The sequence below is a fragment of the Acinetobacter sp. UBA1496 genome (assembly GCF_002324975.1).
Lineage (GTDB): Bacteria > Pseudomonadota > Gammaproteobacteria > Pseudomonadales > Moraxellaceae > Acinetobacter > Acinetobacter variabilis.
Genome location: NZ_DCRI01000004.1, coordinates 1 through 21,732, shown reverse-complemented (window position 1 = coordinate 21,732; position 21,732 = coordinate 1). Strand labels below are relative to the sequence as shown.

Below are 21,732 nucleotides of genomic sequence, written 5' to 3'. Positions count from 1 at the left end.
GTGTTAGCCGGATGCTTACCATTAACTTCCTTATCTGCTTAAACATTCATCATCTGGCAAGATTTGCTTGTATTTCAGCCCCAAAACCACTAAACTTCACGCTTCGCATATTATGCGACACAACCAAGGTTGTGACTCCTTGCTTCAATTTCACTTAAATTGGGGCTGTTTAAACCGTAAGGAGCTGACAATGCGTCACTACGAAATCGTACTATTGGTACATCCAGACCAAAGCGATCAAGTTGTGGGTATGGTAGAACGTTACCTGACTCACATCAAAGAAGCTGAAGGTCAAATCCACCGTCTTGAAGACTGGGGCCGTCGTCAATTGGCTTACCCAATCAACAAGATCCACAAAGCTCACTACATTCTTATGAATGTTGAGTGTGGTCAAACTACTCTTGATGAGCTAGAAGAATTGTTCCGTTATAACGATGCAATCATTCGTAGCCTTATCATCCGTCGTGAAAACGCTATCACTGAAGAGTCACTATTGGCTAAGAGTGCTGAAGAAAAACGTGCGCGTAAAGCTCAACGTGAAGAAGCACAACAAGCTCAAGACTCTGCTGAAGCATAAGGAGAACCTAACATGGCACGTTTTTACCGTCGTCGCAAGTTCTGCCGCTTTACAGCTGAGAACGTTACGTACATCGACTACAAAGATATCGACACTTTAAAACAGTACATCACTGAAAACGGCAAGATTGTTCCTAGCCGTATTACAGGTACTAAAGCTCGTTACCAACGTCAGCTAGCACTTGCTATCAAACAAGCTCGCTACTTGTCTTTGATCCCTTACACTGACAATCATAAGTGAGGTTGAGCTGTGGATATTATCTTATTACAACGCATTAAAAACCTTGGTAAACTTGGTGATAAAGTTTCAGTTAAAGCTGGTTACGGTCGTAACTACTTGATCCCTCAAGGTAAAGCAGTTGCAGCTACTGAAGCTAACACTGCTGCTTTTGAAGCTCGTCGTGCTGAACTTGAGAAACAAGAAGCTGAAGTATTAGCTGCTGCTCAAGCACGTGCTGACCAATTGAACGAAGTTAACATCGTAATCACTGCGAAAGCTGGTGATGAAGGTAAACTGTTCGGTTCAATCGGTACTCGTGACATCGCTGACGCGTTGACAAATGCTGGTCTTACAGTTGACCGTGCTGAAGTTCGTCTTCCAAATGGCGCGCTTCGCAACACTGGTGAATTCAACATCGCAATTCAATTGCACCATGATGTTGCTGCAGAAGTTCTGGTTACTATCGTAGCTGAGTAATTTCTCACCGAAAAAAGGGCATGCTTTGGCATGCTCTTTTTTTATCTGTAAAAAATATAATCTGCTCAACAGTAAAAAATTCAATTTATTCTTCGCGTTCACAAAAAATTGCACTTCGCATTTTGGATTAGACCGCGTATCATTTCATCTCGTAGTGAATAAACCTTATTCATCTCCGACAATATTTAACCATTGTATTTAAAATCAGGGATTTATATGTCACAGGCGAATGCCAGCAAAAAGGCACCTACCGCTAAACCAGAAATTGTTGCTGATACCCAACTTAAGGAGTTCCGTACTCCCCCGCACAATTTAGCGATTGAACAGGCTGTACTTGCTGCCCTTATGACTGTGGCTGAATCTTTTGAACAAGTCGGCGATGTGCTGACTGAAAATGATTTTTATGCGACCCGGCATAAATATATTTTCCGTGCCATTGAACAGCTTTCTAAGGAAAACTCGCCTTATGATGCAGTACTGGTACATGACTGGCTGATCAAACAGAACTTACTCGATGCTGTCGGTGGTGAAGAATATTTAATGCAGCTGATGGCTGACTCCCCTTCAAGTTTCTATAACCTGGAAACCTATGCGGGTAAAATTAAAGAGTTCTCTACTTTACGTAGCATGATCAAAGTCAGCTCTGAAATTTTACAGAATGCCTATGACACTAAAGGCCGTCCAGTGAGTGAAATTCTGGATCTGGCTGAAACCAATATTTTCTCGATTGCCGAACAACATAATAACAATGCCAAGGCTCAAGGCCCCAAAGCCATCAATACTGTTGTAGCTGACGTATTCGACAAGTTGAATGAACTGTCCCAATTAGAAGGTTCAATTACCGGTTTAACTACGGGATTCGTAGAACTGGACAATAAAACTTCTGGTATGCAGGCCGGTGACTTGATTATTGTCGCAGCTCGTCCTTCTATGGGTAAAACCACCTTTGCCATGAATTTGGTCGAAAGTGTGCTGTTTAACAACAACCTCCCTGCGCTGGTCTATTCGATGGAAATGCCAGCGGATTCGATTGCGATGCGTTTGATTTCATCTTTCGGCCGCGTGCATCAAGGGCATTTACGTGCCGGTAAAATGGACAGTGATGAATGGTCTAAGGTGACCAGTACCATTGTACATTTACAGGAAAAGCATCTTTATATCGATGACTCCTCTGCACTACCACCGACTGAGGTTCGTGCGCGTGCGCGTCGTATTGCCAAAATGCATGGTGGTAAACTCGGTTGTATCATGGTCGATTATCTTCAGTTGATGAAAGTGCCGGGTATGGGTGATAACCGTGTAGGCGAGATCTCGGAGATTTCTCGCAGCTTAAAAGCCTTGGCTAAAGAAATGCAATGTCCTGTGATTGCCTTATCACAGTTGAACCGTTCTCTGGAGAACCGTCCAAACAAACGCCCGGTAATGTCTGACCTTCGTGAATCTGGTGCGATCGAGCAGGATGCCGATTTGATCATGTTTATTTACCGTGACGAGGTTTATAACAAGGAATCCAAAGAAGCTGGTACTGCCGAGATTATTATTGGAAAACAGCGTAATGGTCCAATTGGTACAGTTCGTCTGGCATTTGAAGGTCAATATACCCGTTTCAGTAACCTCTCTCCTGAATTCTATGCCCAATATGATGATGAAGAATAAGCACTCAAGGTTAATTTGATTCCAAAAAAGAGGCCGAAATGGTCTCTTTTTTATTTAGAATGCCTGCTGTGCATGAAATTATATAAATGAGCATGTCCATTTATGGCAGATAGGTCTACAATATTTGCAATTTTGAAATGACCGCTTTTGTTTTCACAATCCTGTTATTTCTCTCCCTCTTTTGTGTGTTCCACACGATATTATTTTTGTCATCCCGCAGGAGTATCTAGGGTGCGCCAAGCTACAGTTTATATTGACAGTGAAGCACTGCAATATAATTTAAACCGTGTCAAACAACTTGCCCCAACCGCTAAAATCGTCAGCATGGTCAAAGCCAATGCTTACGGACATGGAGTTAAAGACTGCTTAGCAGCCTTAAAAGATAGTGATACCTTTGGGGTCGCCTGTCTGGAAGAAGCCCTGGAAATTCGTGAACTCGGCTACCAGCAACCCATTACCCTGATCGAAGGCATTTTCTCTGCAGATGAAATGCAGGTTGTGATCGATCAGAATATTGAAGTCATTGTGCATCATCAGCCACAACTGGACTGGTTACTGGCAAATAAAGAAGCCTATATTGCGAAAGGCTTGAAAGTCTGGGTGAAACTCAACAGCGGTATGAACCGTCTTGGTTTTAAAATTGATGTGATTAAAGATGTGATCAATCAACTAAAAGCAGAAGGTTTTACCTGCGTGCTGGCGATGCACTTTGCCAATGCTGATGCGGAACATCCACTCAATGAACAGCAAATCCAGCAGTTCCTTGAAGTGAAAAATGACTGCGCACCTTTAATGGGTTCTTGTTGTAATTCAGCTGCGATCTATAAATATCCAGAATTGCATTTTGACTTTGTGCGTCCAGGTATCATGCTTTACGGCGCGACTCCATTTGCAGACAAAACTGTACATGATCTGGATCTAAAACCAGTCATGACTTTTACTGCGGAAGTGATTGCACTAAACAATATCAAAGCGGGTGAACATGTCGGCTATGGTTCTACTTTCACTGCTGATCAAGATATGACTTTAGCCATTGTTTCTATCGGTTATGGTGATGGTTATCCACGTGCTTTCCCGAAACAGAACTATGTAGCGATTAATGATCAGCAAACCCGTGTGATTGGCCGTGTGGCAATGGACATGATTGCCATTGATGCAACTGGTCTCAATCTGGAATTAGGTACTGAAGTCGAACTATGGGGCAAATCCCGTCTGGTTGATGATGTAGCTGAAGCCAATGGTACGATTGGTTATGAATTACTTTGCCGTATGTCTGCCCGCCCGGTACGCAAACTGGTTTAAAGAAAAACTAGCCAAAAATAATGAAGCCCAATATAAATTGGGCTTTTTTATACGGTCAGTATTTAAGCTAATTTTTGCTCTTCATTTTCGATTAATGACAGTTCAAGTAATAAAGCATCTACTTGTTCCTGGTTAAAATCATTAGGCGTAAAAACTTCAAGCCCCATCTCTTGGCAGAATTGTTGAATGGAACTGCGTTTAGAAATGTATTTCATCGACCAGTCGCCAAAAGTACGCTGCTCAATCTCTTTAGTTTCAAATAGTTTAATATTTTTATGGCGTGAATCTTTAGATAGTCTCTCTGTCAGTAAAGCTTTTAAAACCAGACATTCACCTTCCAAGCACTGGAAAAAATGTCCATCAGCAAAATAAAGCACCCCTGTTATTTGATTAGGATGATTAAAATCACGTGCTTCTTTAAGGATATCCGTTAAATCTTGAAGTAAGTCGGCTTTGGACGAGGTACTTTCACTGGCATAACAAAATTGGTACATGCGGCTAACCTCTATTCTTATCTATGCAATATCGTATAGAAGTTAGCACTGTACACTAAGCAGTCAATTTTTACTAATTCTTATAAGAAAAACTTATTTTTATTTCTATAAATATTATAAGAAATAATCATTCGATGGTGTAGGCAGCTCTGCCAAACCTTTCTTTAAAGTTTCTGACCATTGCCGACTGATATCCGTAAAATATTCATCGTCTTCAGCAATACGTTTACCTTTCGGCATCATCAAGCTGTCTTTTTTATAGACAAGTACATCCAGCGGCATACCGACAGATACATTTGAACGTAAGGTAGAAGCAAAAGAAATTAGAGAACAGCGTAATGCCTCATCGAGTGGCATATCATAGGTCAGAGCACGATCCAGAATCGGCTTACCATATTTACTTTCACCAATCTGGAAATATGGCGTATCCCGTGTCGCGCAAATAAAATTGCCTTGCGGATAAATATGATAGAGCTGCATTTCCTGATTTTTAATCTGGCCGCCGACCAGGAAATTACAATAGTAAGTACTTTGTTCTAAACTATCATCAGTCACATTGGCAATTACTTTTTTGAGCGTATTGCCCACCAGTTCCGCAACATCAAACATGGTGGGTAAACTCAGGATATTCGGTTCCTGCCTGAGTTCCAGCTGATTTCTGATATGTCCGATCACCGCCTGTGTTGTTGCCAGGTTTCCGGAGGCCTGGAGTACGATAACGCGCTCCCCATCTGCCCCAAAGGTATATAATTTTCGGAATACCGAAATGTGATCCACACCAGCATTGGTGCGTGTATCACTGATAAATAGCATACCTTGCTCTAAACGAAGGGCACAACAATACGTCATTTTTTGTCCTTATTAATGAATTAACATCCTAGTACCTGGACGATGGAATACATGGATTCCACACCGCCTTCTTCTCTTACACCACGTACTGGTGCAACATCCCAATAGTCGCGTCCCACCGCAACATAGACATGCGCACTTGGCGTAAATAACAGATTACTCACATCAAAACAGTACCATGCTTGTTCAACAAATACCTCAGCCCAAGCGTGGCTTGCCAAATGTGAGGCATTCTGTGCATAAAGATAACCTGATATATAACGTGATGGTAAACCTAAATGTTTACACATGGCGATAAAAATATGACTGTGATCCTGACAGACACCCTGACGTACTTCAAAGGCATCAATCGCAGAACCTTGTACCGTAGTACTATTTGATATATAAGGAACGTGTTCGAGTACGGCTTGGGCCAAGCCGATTAAATGTTTACGAGTTAATGCTGGAACATGCCGCTCTGCAAAATCCTTCATCTCTGCATTGCATTTTGTGGCTTCAGTCGGTTGTAAAAACAGATAGGGATTTAATGAATCATTTAAGCCCTGCTCATGCGCGAGTTTTAACTCAACGATGCCTTGTGCCATGATCATCAGGCTATGATAGGATTCACGCTGTGTACTGGTCATCCAGAGATTCTGAAAGGCATCATGCCGGATTACTTTCTGACCCGGTACACTGACATCCCAATAGTGCACTTTCTGGTGTTCATTGGTGGAAGGCATCATTTTGATGTACTGAATACTGTTCCTCACCTCAGCTGTGTACGTATATTGCGTTTGGTGATTCACCATCAATTTCATACATCAGCCTCGAACAAGCGATGAATATGATCACTAAACTGGTAAAACTGCTTCAGATCAGGTGCGGCACGTAACTGTGTCCAGTATTGCTTTACACTGCCCCAGCCAATTTCACAGAGTGTATCCACGATATAATCGATTTTACATAAGGTACGGGTCGTATCTTCACCGAGACGTAATTGCTGATCTAGCTGTTCTAGACATTGGCCCAGACTGAAAAACAGAAATACATCTGATGATTCTGCTTCCAGAATTTCGGCACAATCTGTCACGACATCGCAGATATAACCGGCATTCTGATCCGCAGTTTTAATCAGTTTCAGTAGTTCGGAATAGGCTTTGCCTGACAATACACCGCGCAATTCCTGAATATTGTCTTTTGCCACTTGAAACTGTTGGGTAAATGAAGTCGGCTGGGTGCTATCTAGAACCAGCTCATTTAAGGAACTGGCATCAAACGCAGGCAAACAGAAAGCATGTGCATAAGCCACAGCGGCTTCATCATCTAAAAATGGAAAATGCGAACATAAAAACTGGGTACGAGATAAATAACGGCCTAACCAAAAAATATGTTGCGCATTGGTATTTAACAAAACCATGACGTTATCCTTCTTTGGAATGTTATGAATGTAAGTTGTCGACTACCCAGGTATCTTTGATCCCGCCACCTTGCGATGAGTTGACCACCAGTGAGCCTGCCTGCATGGCTACCCGGGTCAGACCACCTGGCACAATTTCAGTGCGGTAAGGTGAGCTCAAGACAAAAGGACGTAGATCAATATGTCGTTCAGCAATACCAAAATTGCTTAAAGTCGGACTGACCGACAAATCCAAAGTTGGCTGCGCAATATATAAATGCGGCGCAGCTAAAATCTTATCTCTGAAAATATCAATATGCTGTTGAGAGGCTTGTGGCCCAATCAGCATGCCGTAACCGCCAGAACCTTGTGCTTCCTTGACGACCAGCTGATCCAAATTTGCCAACACATAGTCCAGATCTTCCGGATTACGGCATTGGTAGGTTGGAACATTATTTAAAATTGGTTTTTCACCTAAATAAAAATGAATCATTTTATCGACATAAGGATAAATCGATTTATCATCTGCCACACCTGTACCCGGTGCATTTGTAATTACAACATTATGTTGTAAATATGCGGACATTAAGCCCGGAACACCCAAAGTACTATCTGGTTTAAAGCACAGTGGATCAAGATAGGCGTCGTCGACCCTTCTATAAATAACATCAACCTGTTGACGCCCACGTATCGTTTTTACATAAACCTTAGAGTTCTCAACAAAAAGATCACGTGATGTCACTAAAGGTACATCCATGTCCCTTGCAAGGCAAGCATGTTCATAGTAAGCACTATTGAAACGACCCGGAGTCAAAACCACAATGAATGGATTATCGGTATAGGCATTTTCCGCCAGAATTTCTCTTAAGAGTTTTGGATATTGCTCAATACCGGCAATATTGGATTGCTCAAACACTTTTGGCATTAACTTCTGGCTGATCTTGCGGCATTCCAGCATATAGGACACACCAGACGGCGTTCTCAGGTTATCTTCCAGTACATAAAATTCGCCTTTGGAATCCCGGATAATATCAATCCCGCTAATCTGGCTATAGATACTGCCTTTCAAATGATGCTGATACATATGCGGCTGATACGCTTCATGGGTCAGTACCTGAAGTTCAGGAACAATATTGGCTTTGAGAATATCCTGCTGATGATAAATATCATGCAGAAACAGGTTTAAGGCACGAACACGCTGTGCTGAACCGAGTGCCACCATATTCCACTGTTTACGGGCAATCACCCGTGGGATTACATCAAACGGAATAGTCCGCTCAGTGCCTTGCTCATCGCCGTATACGGTAAACGTAATACCATCAGAAAGAAAATGTTCTTTTGCTACTTCATTTAGCTGATTCAGTTCATCCAGTGTATGCTGTGACAGCCATTCTTCAAGTCGTTGACCTGCCTGACTGTTCATCACCTGATGATCACGCATTTCATTGAAAAATTTCGAAGAAATCTCTTGGTATAAAAAATGCGGACTATGTTTGATTGAAATATTGAGTGCTGTAGTATCTGTAAAATTTTTGCTTAAATCTGCTGCAGTATGATTTTCTACTGTTGTAATAGTATTTGTATCCTGGCTTTCTTTTAGCATACAAACCTCTTCATTGTAATCTATTATAATAAAATCAGAGCAATATCCATGCCATGACATCCGTTTCGAAGTATGCATTAACCCAGTAAAGTGCCTATTCACTCAATATCATTTTTCGCCAAGATGTTTACGGATTGTAGGTCAATTGTTGCGCAGAATAACTTGCGAAAAAAAGCCAGATTTTTTATTGTGGTAAGCTCATATTTAATTTGTTTCCATTGATTGCCAGTAAAAATACATTATGTCAGCACAAGAAAAAGAAACCTCCAATAGCCTTTACCGCCAATGGCAAATCTTGTCGCGTCTTTCTACCGGAAAATGGATGGGAACCCGTGAACTCCAGGAAATCTTGAATCGTGAAGGGATCGAGATCAGTTTGCGTACTATTCAGCGTGACCTGAACCAGATTGCCCAGCGTTTTCCGATTGAGAGCAGTAAAACCACGCCACAAGGCTGGCGCTGGCGTTCAGATGCGCCCATTCAAAGCTTGCCGCATATGACCAGTTCACAGGCGGTGACTTTTATGATGGTGGAAGAACATCTCAAACACCTACTGCCACCTAGTCTGATTGAAGAAATGAACCCCTGGTTTGATCTGGCTCGACGCAGCCTGTCATCACAAAATAATGTACGGCAATGGATTAACCGGGTCAGAATCGTGCCTGCCACTCAGCCACTTATTCCGCCTGTAGTCGATAAAACGGCCCAACAGGCGATTTACGAAGGCCTGTTACAGGACAAACAGCTGGAATGTGTTTATCAGGGTCGTGGTCATAATGGCGAAGAGAAAACCTATATTTTAAATCCGCTGGCATTAGTACAAAAAGGTTCAATTATCTATCTGGTCTGTACCCGTCATGATAAATCGGATATTCAAACCTTTGCCCTGCACCGTTTTAAATCAGCGGTGGTGCTGAATTCTCGTGCCCTGCATCCGGTAAATTTTGATATTGATGAATACATCGAATCTGGCGCTTTAGGATTCCGGGTCGATTTTAACCAGCCAACAGAAAATGTATTACTTCAACTGAGCATGCCTGAATCTGATGCACACTATTTTGAGGAAAGTCAGCTCAGCAAAGATCAAAACATTGAAAAAATTGAAAATGGCATGGCTCTGATTAGTGCGACTGTGCCTTTTACCTCGCAACTGGTCTGGTGGTTACGCAGTTTTGGTAATAAAATCAAAAACATCGAACCAAAAATAGTGGCAGATGCTGTTTACCAAGTGAATGAAACTGATTCAGTCTCTTCCAAAGAATAAAAAAGTCCCCATTTTGGGGACCTGATCAATTTATTATTTTATTTTTATTATTGCTCTGGTGATCTGTTACTGAGCCGGTCTGCTTTCCTCTTGCCCCAGAAAACAGACCGGATGTGTCACATTAGAAATTAAAGAGTCTGATAACATGAGCAAGCCAGCTCTGCATTATTAAAACGGATCGATTTTTTTGTCATAATTTACACTCCTGCTGTGGGGATAAAAATCACTATAGAGCGCTTAAGCCTGTTTTTGAAATAAAAAGAATGCATGCCTTTTGCACAATTTTTTCATAGAAGATTATTTGGAAAATTTATTATCTATCTAGAAGATAAGTATGGCGGCCATTAAAAGACTTTCAGCAAGTTTATAAAATTAAAAAACAATTCTATGCTTGTATAAGCCAGGCAGCTCTGCACATTATTAAACGCTATCGTAGTGGAAATAGGAATTTAATTTCATAATGGCTAACCCTGCGCAATTAGTACGACACAAATTACTTAATACTTTCTTTTCACGGCACTCGGTCTGGTTTGCCTGCATCACCATCGCCGTTATTTTTACGATTTTTCATATCGGTTATGAACCGCGCTATATCTATTATTTTATGCCGGCAACTTTGGTGAATACCTTATGGATCGTCAGTATTCTGCTGAGCCTGCTAGGCCTATATGATGTCTTGCAGAACAGACATTCAATCTTAAAAAATTACCCGATTATGGGTCATTTCCGCTTTATCTTTGAAGAATTCCGTCCTGAAATTCGTCAGTATTTTATTGAAGCGGATCGGGATGCCCTGCCATTTTCACGTATGCAGCGCAGTCTGGTGTATCAACGGGCTAAAAATGAAAATTCAGATAAGCCCTTCGGCTCGATCATAAATGTCTATGAAGAAAATTATAAGTTTATTAGCCATTCCCTTACCCCTTGCAGACCTGCCGATCCAGAAACCTTTCGTATTCTAATCGGCAATGAGCAATGTACCCAGCCTTATTCTGCTTCCATTTTGAATATCTCGGCTATGAGTTTCGGAAGTTTAAGTGCCAATGCGGTTCGGGCTTTGAATCTTGGTGCGCAAAAAGGCAAATTCTTTCATGATACCGGGGAAGGTAGTATCAGCCCTTATCATCTGGAACATGGCGGTGACATTGTCTGGGAAATTGGTAGCGGATATTTTGGTTGTCGGACCTTAGAGGGTCAGTTTGATCCGGTGAAATTTGCAGAAAAAGCCAAGCTACCTCAAGTAAAGATGATTGAAATCAAGCTTTCACAAGGCGCAAAGCCTGGACATGGCGGGATTTTACCTAAAGCCAAGATTTCAGAAGAAATTGCTCAGATTCGCGGGATTAGCCGTGAACATGATTGTGTCTCACCTTCTGGTCATCCAGCGTTTAAAACTCCCATTGAAATGATGAATTTCATTCAACAACTGCGCGAGCTTTCTGAAGGTAAGCCAGTCGGATTCAAACTTTGTCTGGGTCAACCTTGGCAATTTATGAGTATGGTGAAAGCCATGCTACATACCAAAATTTATCCTGATTTTATTGTGGTAGATGGATCTGAGGGCGGTACCGGTGCTGCACCAATTGAATTGATTGACTATATGGGTACTCCTTTAAGAGAAGGCCTTTTGTTTGTGCACAATACCTTGGTCGGTGCAGGATTGAGAGACAAGATTAAAATTGGTGCAAGCGGGAAAATTATCAGTGCTTTTGATATTGCCAGTACCATGGCGCTTGGCGCAGATTGGGTCAATTCAGCGCGCGGATTCATGTTTGCAGTCGGATGTATTCAGGCACAAAGTTGTCATACCAATCAATGCCCAGTAGGAGTGACTACTCAGGATAAAGAGCGTCAAAAAGCACTACATGTCCCGACTAAGGCAGAGCGAGTGTTTTATTTCCATAAAAATACAATGCATGCCCTGTCTGAGCTCATCGCTTCAGCAGGTTTAAAACATCCTTCTGCCATTAAGCCGCATCATTTGGCACAGCGAATCAGCAATCATGAAATCAAGAACTTTGCCCAGATTCATTTCTGGCTTAAAGAAGGCGAATTATTACATTGCGAAAATAAAGATGAGGAAAACTTTTATTTCCGTATGTGGAATATGGCCAAACTGGAAAGTTTTTGAGCCTATAAGAATCAAAAATTAGTCAAATTAGACAAAAAAAGGGCGTTTACTAAAACGCCTTTTTTTAATTGAGAGTGTCACAGTCTAATAATAGGTCTTACTGCCATGCGCATGTAAAAAGGCTGGAATTAAACCTGTGAGTGCTGCACGGATATCCGCGCGTTCATTAATCAATTGATGTGAACCTTCTTCCAGCATTAACAAAGTTTGCAGGCGGAACTTGCGACGGATAAATTCAATGTTATAACGCCAGTCCACTGTCTGATCCTGAGCACCTTGAGCTAACCAGACAGGGATTCGGCAGGCTGGACGTGCTTCCATTTCCAGCATCCAGCGTGACATCGCCAGAATCCAATCCATGCCCATCATGCGGGGTTGCAAAGGATCTTTAAGTCGGATAAAGCGCAGAAATTCAGGATTATGGTTATTACGGCGGAAATGACGTGGTACTTCACGCTTGATCCGGCTGATAATGCCGAGACCGAGCGGATTGTGCCACCAGGCAGTTTTAGCTGGACGAATCAATGGTGACAATAACAGCACGCGATCTACAAACGGATTTTCGCGTCGTTCTGCAAATTCGAGCAAATGATGCATCCAGATCGCACCACCGGTACTTTGTCCAATGCCAACCCAAGGTTTAGGTAACTGCTCGGCATGCTTCACATAACGATATACCGCATGCAAAACCTGCTGGTAATGATCAAAATTCTGGATACTGGCAGATGAACCATCGCTGAGACCATGCCCCGGCAGGTCATAGGTCAGGACGCTAAAGCCCTGTTCCAGCAACTCACGTACAATCGGCTGATAAATTCCGCTATGTTCCAGATATCCATGTAATAGAAAGGCCGTTCCCTGAATCTTGTCAAAACGGGTATTTTCCAGATTGGGTGTAAATACCTGCACATGCAGTTTAAACAGCGGCATCTGTACATAACCCTGCCAATGCTTGCAATCCAGCAAATCGAAACCATACAGTCTGCGATAAGACAGCAGATCAATAGTGGGCTGGTCATCCCTGTTCAGGTTTAAGGGCTGTAAAAGCTGTGGCGTTGTTTCCCTGCTTGGAACAGGTAAATCCAGCTGTTTCAGGATGGTCGGGTTTAAAAACGGAATATCAGACATTAAGGCACCTCCCGACAGTCACTGGAGCCAAACCACATATCGCGGATAGTGGCCAGCATTTCATAATTGGCACGGCGACTATGATCATAATTTTGTCGACTTGGACGCCAACGGGTCAAGGACTTCGGCATCGGTGCTTCCACTGGAATAGTTTGAATGCCATTTAATGCAAACAGACGACGGGTACGTGGCATATGATAACGGTCGGTAATCAGAATCACAGTCGGTGCTCCACCTTTTTTTTGCAATAATAATGAGCTGAAACGGGTATTTTCACAGGTATTCATGCTACGGTCTTCAAGCAATTTGGCATCGACATTGTAATTTTGTAACCAGCGCTGCATATACGGCGCTTCCACACCACTCAATACGATCGGTAACTGATACTGTTTTTCAACTGCGAGTGTGGTTTCCAGACGCAAACGGGTATAGTCATTGACCACAATATCCTTACCATTTTCATGCAAGGTTAGACCACCACCTAAGACCACAATGGCATAAGGCTTAGATTGATTGACCGGTTTTTGTTGCTGTTGTTCTTGCAGTAAAGCCAGATCTTCCTTGATTTCCTCTTTCGCTGTGACCTGAACGGCACTCGCTTCTTCATCTTCTAAAGGATGAGTTGTCAAGAATTCAATATATTGCTCAACGCGTTCTTTGTTTTCATTACTGTCCCACTCCAGCAGTTCGCGGACCTTCTGAGTTGGGTCAACGGCTTCAACAGGTTCTTGCTGGGACAATAAAGGCACTTGTGCAGGCTGATTCTGTTCTGCTTTTTCTTCCTGCTGTTCACGCTGATGTTCTTCAATCATCTGTTGCAGTATCTTGTAGCGTGCCTGAATCAGCATCAGATTGGCAGAATGATTTTTCTGGATATCCTGTTCCATCACATGTAAATAAGCCTGACGGGCAATCCACTGATCAGAACCTGGTTCGAGCGTATCATCTTCACTCAGGGAAGCCATTTTCTGGCTTTGTGCTGCAACTTCGTTAATTTCAAAGGACACAAATCGATTGAGTCCCTTAACCACAAGCTGCGAATAAAATGGCGAATAGATTAACATCACCAGACAGCCGAAAAATACAAACAGTCCTGCGACGATTTGTACTAAACGGACCATCCAATGGGTGTTTTTCATATACGTTATTTATCCTGATGAGATCGAATTAAGCCTTTACAATCAAATAATACCGGTTCAGGTTCGAGCATAATCTTGAATTTGTCCCAGACAGCCTGCTGTACTGCGCCATAGGTTTGACGGACATCCTTCAGAGAAGCATGACCATAGTTCACCAGAACCAGTGCCTGTTTATGGAACATGCCTACTGGCCCAAGCTGTTTCCCCTTCCAGCCTGCCTGATCAATCAGCCAGCCTGCCGCCATTTTAACCTGATCATTGGCCTGCGGATAATGGGGCAAATCAGGAAAATGCACAGCAATTTGGTAAAAAACCTGTTGATTTACGATAGGATTTTTAAAGAAACTTCCCACGTTTGGAAATTCTTTAGGATCAGGCAGTTTGCTCTGACGAATCCGGATCACCTGCCGCTGCAAGTTTTCTGCTGTGAGATTATCACCCACCGCTGCTTTAAGATCACCATAATTCAGTTTCAGATTTACCTGTTTTAGTAATTTAAAAGTAACGTGTGTAATCACATAACGTGTTGGATCATCTTTAAAAATACTATGACGATAGGAAAAATGACAGTCTGCGGCAGGAATGGAATCAAATTTTTTCAGCTTACGGTCATAGACCTCTACCGCATGAATAAATTCGCCGACCTCGACACCGTATGCCCCAATATTCTGCACTGGAGATGCGCCGACTAGCCCGGGAATCAGGGCCAGATTCTGCAAACCATAGAATTTCTGTTCTGTCGTCCAGAGTACGAAGTCATGCCAAACTTGGCCCCCGCCTACCCGCAGACATTGATGCTGCTCATTTCCTTCCAGCATTTCAATGCCCTGAATATCCATATGCAGGACGAGTGCATCAATCTGTTCCGGCAATAACATATTGCTACCGCCAGAAAGAATTAACACATTCAGTTGTTGCTGCTCAGCAAACTCCAGTGCGGCAATCAGATCATCAGTTGATTGGATCTGGCTGTAATAAGCGGCAATCGCTTCAAGATTTAGCGTGTTAAAAGGTTTAAGTTGAACCTGAGTCTGAATCTGCATGACTTAAACCTTTTCTGTTTGATGTTGTTTAAAAATTTCTACCCAAGCCCGACTGCTGGACTCACATTGGTTCAGGACACGCTCAAAACCATCTGCCCCGCCATAATATGGGTCTGGCAAAGCCTGTTTTGGATAGTGCTGATCATGTTCACTCATTAAAGCAACCTGGGCACGCAGGTGTCCGAATTCTGCCTCTGCCTGATGCTGAAGCGCGTGAATATCCGCCAGATTTTCCAGATCCATCGCCAGAATCAGATCATAGTCAATAAAATCATGGGTTTTAAGTTGACGTGCACGCAGACCGGAAAGATCATAACCTCGCTTTAAGGCATGCTGCTGGCTACGCAAATCAGGTGCTTTCCCCGGATGGTAATTACTGGTTCCTGCTGAGTCGACCACAATATCGAGTTTCTGTTCATCACAATAATGTCTGAGTACCACTTCTGCCGTGGGAGAACGACAAATATTTCCCAAACAAACACATAACACCTTATATGGCGTTCTGGATGACATAAACAACCTCAGAGTTAATCATTTTCAAGATACTTATGTTAAGTTATTTAACTGATGAATCCTATATCACCGCCCCATAATAATTTTGTATTTGCGATAAAAATTAAAGGATAAAGACATGAATCGATTTCAGTTTCAAACCGTTCCCAACATCATCGCCGGCCTCGGTACGATTCAGGAATTATCCTCTATTCTCAAACAGGGCCGTTATCAGCGTGTTTTACTGGTCACTGACCCAGGTATGCTACAGCATCAATTACACCTGCCTATTCTGGAAATTATTGAAGATGCGGGACTAGATTATGCAATTTATTCCGATGTACAGGTCGATCCACCTGAGCATGTAGTGCTTGAAGCCGCAGATTTTGCCAAACAGGAAAATGTCGATATCGTAATTGGCTTTGGTGGTGGCAGCTCTATGGATGTCGCCAAGCTGATTGCAATCTTGAGTCATCCAGCACAGCACCAATCTTTATCCGATTTGTATGGCGTAAATCAGGCCACTGGCCCTCGTTTGCCCTTGATTTTAGTTCCTACCACTGCAGGTACAGGATCTGAAGTCACCCCAATTTCAATTGTCACTACCGGTGAAACCACAAAAACCGGCATTGTGGCACCGATCCTGTTTGCGGATACTGCCATTCTGGATGCAACATTTACCCAAAATCTGCCACCTTTAATTACTGCTGCGACCGGCATTGATGCCATGGTTCATGCTATTGAAGCTTATACTTCTAAAATCAAAAAAAATCCTTATTCCGATATGCTGGCCAAGCATGCTTTGAAACTGTTAAATGCCAATCTTCAACGTGTGCTGGACGATGGTCAGGATCTGGAAGCACGTCAAAACATGCTGGTTGGCTCGATGTTGGCAGGTCAAGCCTTTGCCAATGCACCAGTGGGTGCTGTACATGCGTTGGCTTATCCGCTAGGTGGACATTTCCATATTTCGCATGGACATAGTAATGCACTGGTATTAACTGAAGTGATGAAATTTAATACACCGGATGCCAAAGCCCTCTATGCCGAACTGATGTGCTGGTTAGATCCGCAAAGCAAAGGCTGCCATGATGGCCTGACTGACCTGTTTATTGATCATTTTAATAACCATCTGGTGAAAAGTGGCTTAACCCTGAAACTCAAACAGTTAGGAATTCCTGAACATATGCTGATGATCATGGCCGAAGATGCCATGAAACAGGGCCGCCTGTTACAGAACAATCCACGTGAACTTACTCTGGAAGATGCTTACAACATCTATCAGTCGATTTATTAAATTTAGGTTTATTTTTTAACTCAGCAGACCTAGTCACTACAAGTTATTTTAAAATATGAAAGCAGCTCTTAAACAACGTGAACATTATTCATTTTTTCTGCCGATACAGACTCGTTGGGCAGACAATGATCTGTATGGCCATGTCAATAATGTCACTTATTACAGCTATTTTGATACGGTCGCGAATGCCCTCTTGATTCAGGAAGCCGCATTTGATCCCAAATATTCTCCAATAATTGGACTGGTGGTCAGCTCGCAATGCCAGTTCAATCAGGAGCTGTCTTATCCGGAAATTATAGAGGTAGGTGTCGCCATAGAAAAAATGGGTAATAGTTCTCTCAGCTATGATCTGGCAATCTTCAAAATGAACTCTGATACGGCAGCAGCTCAAGGCAGTTTCGTGCATGTGTTTGTCGATCGCTACACACGAAAAAGCACCCCGATTCCAGCTGAAATGCGGGATGCTTTAGCGCGTTTTGTCTCAGTATAAGATTATTTTATTTCAGCTGAATATTGTGCAATTCACCATCAAACTGTTCTAGCAAGTCACGTACAGCCGGTTCAGCCTGCAACAGCTCTTCTGCACGTTTAAAAGCACGTACTTTACGTTCTTGCTGCATGGTATATGGCGTTAACTGCTCTACATCTTCAAACTTCACCTGGAAAATGGTCTGCGGCCATTGTTCCCGCAAAGCTGCTTCCAGATGATGTTGTAGCTGCGACAAAAGCGGCTGATAACGCTCTGGAATATGAAATACCGATGCTGCATTAATCTGGCCGGTCATGATGCCATACTGAGCCAGTTCCTGAACTGCTGGAGATAACTGGCTGTTACGAAACCAGAATTCCCATTTTTCTACCGTCCATTCACCTTGCATATTCTGTACCGGAATTTGCAGAATATCCTGAGGCATCAGATTACGGTCTGTAGAAATATTTGTATTTGCGATTTGAGTTGATGCAGCCTCTGTCTGAGTAGAAATTTCTGGCCGGCTTTCATCTGCTTTATGAATCACTTGTTCTGATCCAGGAGTCGAGGCATCCAGATTAAACTCCGGTTCTTGTTCTACTAGTGCAGCAGTATCATTTTCAGGAATGAATTCTTCTAAGAGGAAATCATCACTGCTGGCTTCAGGGCTGGATGGAACAGGTTCTGCAGGAACATCGTCAAAACCAAACAGACCATCTTCCAGGTTTGGATCAAATACAATTTGTTCAGACTCAGATTGTTCTACTCTAGTTGATTCAGCTTGTATAACTTGAGGCTCAGAATTGGTTTCTGGCTCGTCTTCATCCAGAAAGTCATCCGAAGATAGTTCAGACTGTGCAGTGACTGGATTATCATCCTGATCGTCTTCATAGTCATCATCTAAGGAAAAATCTTCTACAGCTTGAGCAACCGGAGCACTTTCCTGCTGCGTTATCTGATTTTGTTGTGAAGCTGAAGCAGCAGGTACAGCTTGTTGTATCTGAGCTGTATTAGTTGGAATTTCATTGGGCTGTAGCGGACGGAAGGCTAGCAAACGCAGCACCGTCATCTCAAAGCCTTGCTCCTGCGTAACCGCAAGCTGTAGGTCAGCCCGGCCTTTACAGGCAATCTGATAATACAGCTGCAAATCTTGTGCTGAAATTAAAGCCGATAACTGCATGATCTTTTGATTGATCTCGGCACTGTATTTCAGGCTTAAATCTGGCAGATATTGTAATAAAGCCAGTTCATGCAAGGTAGAAATCAGCTGATCTAAAACCAGTGATACATCCAGCGCCTGCTGACGGAACTGCAATAACAATTCGCTGACACGTGCTTTCTGGTTTTGATGAATCGCCAGAATCAGATCATAAATAATTGTTCGGTCGATCAAGCCCAGCATGTCTTTGACATCCTGATGCTGGATCGCCCCCTGACCATAGGCAATCGCCTGATCGGTTAAGGATAAGGCATCACGAAGCGAGCCCTGAGCAGATTCAGCAATCTGCCAGATCGCATCCTGATCAGCCTGAATGCTTTCTTTCGTCAGGATATTGCCCAGATGTTCGGTAATTTCATCAACAGCCAATGGACGCAAAGTAAATTGCAGGCAGCGAGAAATAACGGTAATCGGCAGCTTTTGTGGATCTGTGGTAGCGAACAGGAATTTGACATGCTCCGGTGGTTCTTCCAGTGTCTTTAATAGAGCATTGAAAGAATGCGTGGACAGCATATGTACTTCATCGATCAGATAAACCTTGAAACGACCCTGAGTTGGCGCATAAGGGACATTGTCCAGCAGCTCACGGGTATCTTCGACTTTGGTACGTGATGCCGCATCGATCTCGATCAGGTCAATAAAACGGCCTTCATTGACGGCGGTACAGGTCGGACATACCTCACAAGGAGTTGATGTAATACCGGTTTCACAGTTCAAGCACTTCGCCAAAATACGTGCAATCGTGGTTTTACCAACACCACGCGTTCCCGTAAACAAATAGGCATGGTGCAAACGGCCACGCTCCAGTGCACTAGTTAAAGCACGTGAAACATGGTTTTGACCGACCAATTCGTTGAAATTGCGGGGACGGTATTTTCGCGCAAGTACTTGATACATGTATGCTCCTTTTTACAGGTCTAAGCATACTGTTTTTTTATAAAATAGTGAATGAATTAATCAGTTATGATCTGGAGAGATAGGCCTATCAAACTGATTTAAATCAACTATCTCGAAGCTGTTTGCTCCATTTTTATGCCTGAGTGAAATATCAGAATAGTTTTTGTATATTTGAAAGATAAAATATCTATTGATCTTCCATCTATTTGAGTAGATGAATACAATCTTAAAAATAAAAATTTCTGATCGAAGGTAAAGAATTGAGTTGAATCTGCTTAAGCGAATCGCCCTAAAATAAAATCACTCTGCATCTGGTAACGTTTACCGCTTTTGTCTTCACGGATTTCCAGCACATGCTCTTCCAGATCAACATACAGTAAATTACGAGTTGCTACATTCACCAGCTCAATTTTCTGATAAGAATCATCCTGAAAACGAATTGGACCACTAAAGGTTTCCACCCCATTATGACCACTCAGGCTTTCACGCTGCAAAGTATAAGTCTGATCTTCATACAGAGTTAGCATGACAGCCATACCTGGGCAATCATCACAACGCGACAAGCAGCCCATACAAGGAGTTGTACCCTGATACTCTCCCGCCCATGCTGGAATCTGCGCCTTGGCTTCAACAATAGTATTTTTAGCTGACTGGGATTGATCCTGACAACCGAATAAAGCACCGGTTGCCACTAAGGGAATCAGTATTACTTTTTTCATGATTTCATTTCGCAGCGCTGGAATTTGCCACAAAATAGCATATTTTAAATGACTGACTAAACTCCCAAATCAAGGATATTCAGTTAGCGCCAGCCTTTTCTTCCTGTCAATACCGCATCAGCACAGCGCAAAGTTTCCTGCGTCAGCCCCCAAAGACGGTAATCTCCAGTTAATGAACCTGTGGGGAAGTTATGGGTATAGGCAAAACTTAAACTGCGTTCCGGATCGCACCAGGCACCAGAACCGTTAAAGCCCATATGACCGAAACCTGTAGAGGCTTTACCCAAGGTCAAAATACGGTGATAACCCAGACGCCAGTGCATGGGTACAGGCATCACCCGATCACGATGGGTATATTGCACCTGGTTTAGTCGCTGCAATACTGGAGGTGAAATCAACTGCTGGCCTTGCCAGGCACCGTGATTGGCCAACATCACATAGATTTTTGCCAGACTCTCTGCAGTAAAGACGCCATTAGCCGAAGGAATAATTGCCTGTAAACCTTCATCACTAAAGAAGTTAAAATTCTTCATGCCTTTAGGAATCATGCCATCTTGAAAATCTTGTGGACTCTGACCACTCCAGATCAGGGCGCGCTCTATTAAACCGGGTTTGCGTGCGGCTACTTTTTTGCCTTTAGAAGATTGAGATGCAGACTTTGCTTTAAAGATCGGTCGTGCAACTCGAGGCAGTTCATCCAGCGGCACACTAAAATAGGCACCATTTAATTGCAGAGGCTGAACCAGATATTCCTGCATTAATTGGTTTAATGATTTACCGGTTGCCTTTTCCAATACTCCACCCACTTGCCATCCAAAAGTCAAAGGTTGATAAGCGGCATCTGTCGTGGTCTGAAAACGTGGTTCAGCTGCCGCGATCCGCTCCAGCATGTGTGACCAGTCAGCCATTTCAGTGGCATCATCAATGATATTACGGATATCAAACAAGCCACTTTGATGGCTCAGCATATGTGCCAAAGTAATCGACCGTTTACCTTTCTGGGCAAATTCAGGCCAGTATTCTGCAACTGATCTGTCATAGTCCAGATAACCTTTACTGACCAGAATATGCGCTAGGGTTGCTAGTACACCTTTGCCAGTGGAATAGCATAGTGACATGGTATCGGGCTGCCAGTTTTCTGTGGCAGACTTCTTTCCGGTATAAATATCGACAACTTTTTGTCGCTGAAAATATACGACAAGTGCTGCACCACCCTGTTCAGTACGTGCATCCTGTAGGCGGCTAAACTGACGAGCAAGGTCGCGAAAACGCGCATCTACATTGCCCTGATAATTATGCTGATCAGCAAACAGATAATCTTTAATTGGCTGCATCATTCTATCCATAGAATTTTGATCCTGTCTTGTCCTGAAATAGAT

At 42.9% G+C, this 21,732-nt stretch carries 21 protein-coding genes; 9 read left to right on the top strand and 12 right to left on the bottom strand.

Features of this window, described 5'->3' with window-relative positions:
* Positions 1-190: 190 nt before the first annotated feature.
* The 5 genes from rpsF to alr all read left to right on the top strand — a co-directional run bounded on the left by rpsF (position 191) and on the right by alr (position 4,231).
* Positions 191-577: a 30S ribosomal protein S6 gene (gene rpsF, locus B3143_RS00515; protein WP_004696436.1), complete on the top strand. Its 387-nt coding sequence runs from the start codon at positions 191-193 to the stop codon at positions 575-577.
* Between the two features lie 12 nt (positions 578-589).
* Positions 590-817, top strand: coding sequence for a 30S ribosomal protein S18 (gene rpsR, locus B3143_RS00510; RefSeq protein ID WP_004278792.1), 228 nt, complete (start codon positions 590-592; stop codon positions 815-817).
* 9 nt (positions 818-826) lie between these two features.
* Positions 827-1,273: a 50S ribosomal protein L9 gene (gene rplI, locus B3143_RS00505; protein ID WP_004783880.1), complete on the top strand. Its 447-nt coding sequence runs from the start codon at positions 827-829 to the stop codon at positions 1,271-1,273.
* Positions 1,274-1,489: 216 nt separating this feature from the next.
* Positions 1,490-2,929 (top strand): replicative DNA helicase, encoded by a 1,440-nt coding sequence (gene dnaB, locus B3143_RS00500; protein ID WP_004783882.1) that lies wholly within the window; start codon positions 1,490-1,492, stop codon positions 2,927-2,929.
* Positions 2,930-3,160: 231 nt separating this feature from the next.
* Entirely contained in the window at positions 3,161-4,231 is a 1,071-nt protein-coding gene (gene alr, locus B3143_RS00495) for an alanine racemase (protein ID WP_005236027.1), read from the top strand.
* Between the two features lie 62 nt (positions 4,232-4,293).
* Here alr and B3143_RS00490 read toward each other — a convergent pair whose 3' ends face one another.
* From B3143_RS00490 to B3143_RS00470, 5 genes are all read right to left on the bottom strand, one after another.
* The gene (locus B3143_RS00490) at positions 4,294-4,725 is read right to left on the bottom strand and encodes a BLUF domain-containing protein (RefSeq protein WP_034704218.1); all 432 of its coding nucleotides are present in this window, start codon (positions 4,723-4,725) and stop codon (positions 4,294-4,296) included.
* 114 nt (positions 4,726-4,839) lie between these two features.
* A complete protein-coding gene (locus tag B3143_RS00485) occupies positions 4,840-5,574 on the bottom strand; it encodes a proteasome-type protease (protein ID WP_005236031.1) in 735 nt (244 codons plus the stop codon).
* A gap of 20 nt (positions 5,575-5,594) precedes the next feature.
* Positions 5,595-6,374: a transglutaminase family protein gene (locus B3143_RS00480; RefSeq protein WP_005236032.1), complete on the bottom strand. Its 780-nt coding sequence runs from the start codon at positions 6,372-6,374 to the stop codon at positions 5,595-5,597.
* On the bottom strand, positions 6,371-6,973 hold the full coding sequence (locus tag B3143_RS00475; protein WP_004783892.1) for an alpha-E domain-containing protein: 603 nt from the start codon (positions 6,971-6,973) through the stop codon (positions 6,371-6,373). The genes B3143_RS00480 and B3143_RS00475 overlap by 4 nt, the downstream gene beginning before the upstream one ends.
* A 22-nt stretch (positions 6,974-6,995) precedes the next feature.
* Positions 6,996-8,555 (bottom strand): circularly permuted type 2 ATP-grasp protein, encoded by a 1,560-nt coding sequence (locus tag B3143_RS00470; protein ID WP_005236033.1) that lies wholly within the window; start codon positions 8,553-8,555, stop codon positions 6,996-6,998.
* 241 nt (positions 8,556-8,796) lie between these two features.
* Here B3143_RS00470 and B3143_RS00465 point away from each other — a divergent pair, with 241 nt between their 5' ends.
* On the top strand, positions 8,797-9,819 hold the full coding sequence (locus tag B3143_RS00465; RefSeq protein ID WP_005236034.1) for a helix-turn-helix transcriptional regulator: 1,023 nt from the start codon (positions 8,797-8,799) through the stop codon (positions 9,817-9,819).
* Between the two features lie 460 nt (positions 9,820-10,279).
* Positions 10,280-11,950, top strand: a complete 1,671-nt coding sequence (locus B3143_RS00460) for an FMN-binding glutamate synthase family protein (protein ID WP_005236035.1) — start codon at positions 10,280-10,282, stop codon at positions 11,948-11,950.
* 84 nt (positions 11,951-12,034) lie between these two features.
* Here B3143_RS00460 and B3143_RS00455 read toward each other — a convergent pair whose 3' ends face one another.
* Genes B3143_RS00455 through B3143_RS00440 form a run of 4 tightly spaced genes read right to left on the bottom strand, consistent with a single transcriptional unit; the run spans position 12,035 to position 15,773 of the window.
* Complete coding sequence (locus tag B3143_RS00455; RefSeq protein WP_005236036.1) at positions 12,035-13,078, bottom strand: alpha/beta hydrolase; 1,044 nt, start codon at positions 13,076-13,078, stop codon at positions 12,035-12,037.
* Positions 13,078-14,217 carry a YdcF family protein gene (locus B3143_RS00450; protein WP_005236039.1) on the bottom strand — a complete coding sequence of 380 codons (1,140 nt, stop codon included), beginning with the start codon at positions 14,215-14,217 and terminating at the stop codon, positions 13,078-13,080. Before B3143_RS00450 ends, B3143_RS00455 begins: the two co-directional genes overlap by 1 nt.
* 5 nt (positions 14,218-14,222) lie before the next feature.
* Positions 14,223-15,260 (bottom strand): UDP-N-acetylmuramate dehydrogenase, encoded by a 1,038-nt coding sequence (murB, locus tag B3143_RS00445; RefSeq protein WP_005236046.1) that lies wholly within the window; start codon positions 15,258-15,260, stop codon positions 14,223-14,225.
* Positions 15,261-15,263: 3 nt separating this feature from the next.
* Positions 15,264-15,773, bottom strand: coding sequence for a low molecular weight protein-tyrosine-phosphatase (locus B3143_RS00440; RefSeq protein ID WP_005236052.1), 510 nt, complete (start codon positions 15,771-15,773; stop codon positions 15,264-15,266).
* Positions 15,774-15,891: 118 nt separating this feature from the next.
* On the opposite strand from B3143_RS00440, the gene B3143_RS00435 reads away from it, so the two are divergent.
* The gene (locus B3143_RS00435; RefSeq protein ID WP_005236054.1) at positions 15,892-17,049 is read left to right on the top strand and encodes an iron-containing alcohol dehydrogenase; all 1,158 of its coding nucleotides are present in this window, start codon (positions 15,892-15,894) and stop codon (positions 17,047-17,049) included.
* Positions 17,050-17,104: 55 nt separating this feature from the next.
* On the top strand, positions 17,105-17,539 hold the full coding sequence (locus B3143_RS00430) for an acyl-CoA thioesterase (RefSeq protein ID WP_005236056.1): 435 nt from the start codon (positions 17,105-17,107) through the stop codon (positions 17,537-17,539).
* Positions 17,540-17,546: 7 nt separating this feature from the next.
* Here the strand turns inward: B3143_RS00430 and dnaX are convergent, their stop codons facing one another.
* The 3 genes from dnaX to B3143_RS00415 all read right to left on the bottom strand — a co-directional run bounded on the left by dnaX (position 17,547) and on the right by B3143_RS00415 (position 21,699).
* The gene (dnaX, locus tag B3143_RS00425; RefSeq protein WP_005236058.1) at positions 17,547-19,634 is read right to left on the bottom strand and encodes a DNA polymerase III subunit gamma/tau; all 2,088 of its coding nucleotides are present in this window, start codon (positions 19,632-19,634) and stop codon (positions 17,547-17,549) included.
* A gap of 275 nt (positions 19,635-19,909) precedes the next feature.
* Entirely contained in the window at positions 19,910-20,353 is a 444-nt protein-coding gene (locus B3143_RS00420; protein WP_005236059.1) for a copper resistance protein NlpE N-terminal domain-containing protein, read from the bottom strand.
* A gap of 83 nt (positions 20,354-20,436) precedes the next feature.
* Complete coding sequence (locus tag B3143_RS00415; protein WP_005236061.1) at positions 20,437-21,699, bottom strand: serine hydrolase domain-containing protein; 1,263 nt, start codon at positions 21,697-21,699, stop codon at positions 20,437-20,439.
* Between the last annotated feature and the right edge of the window lie 33 nt (positions 21,700-21,732).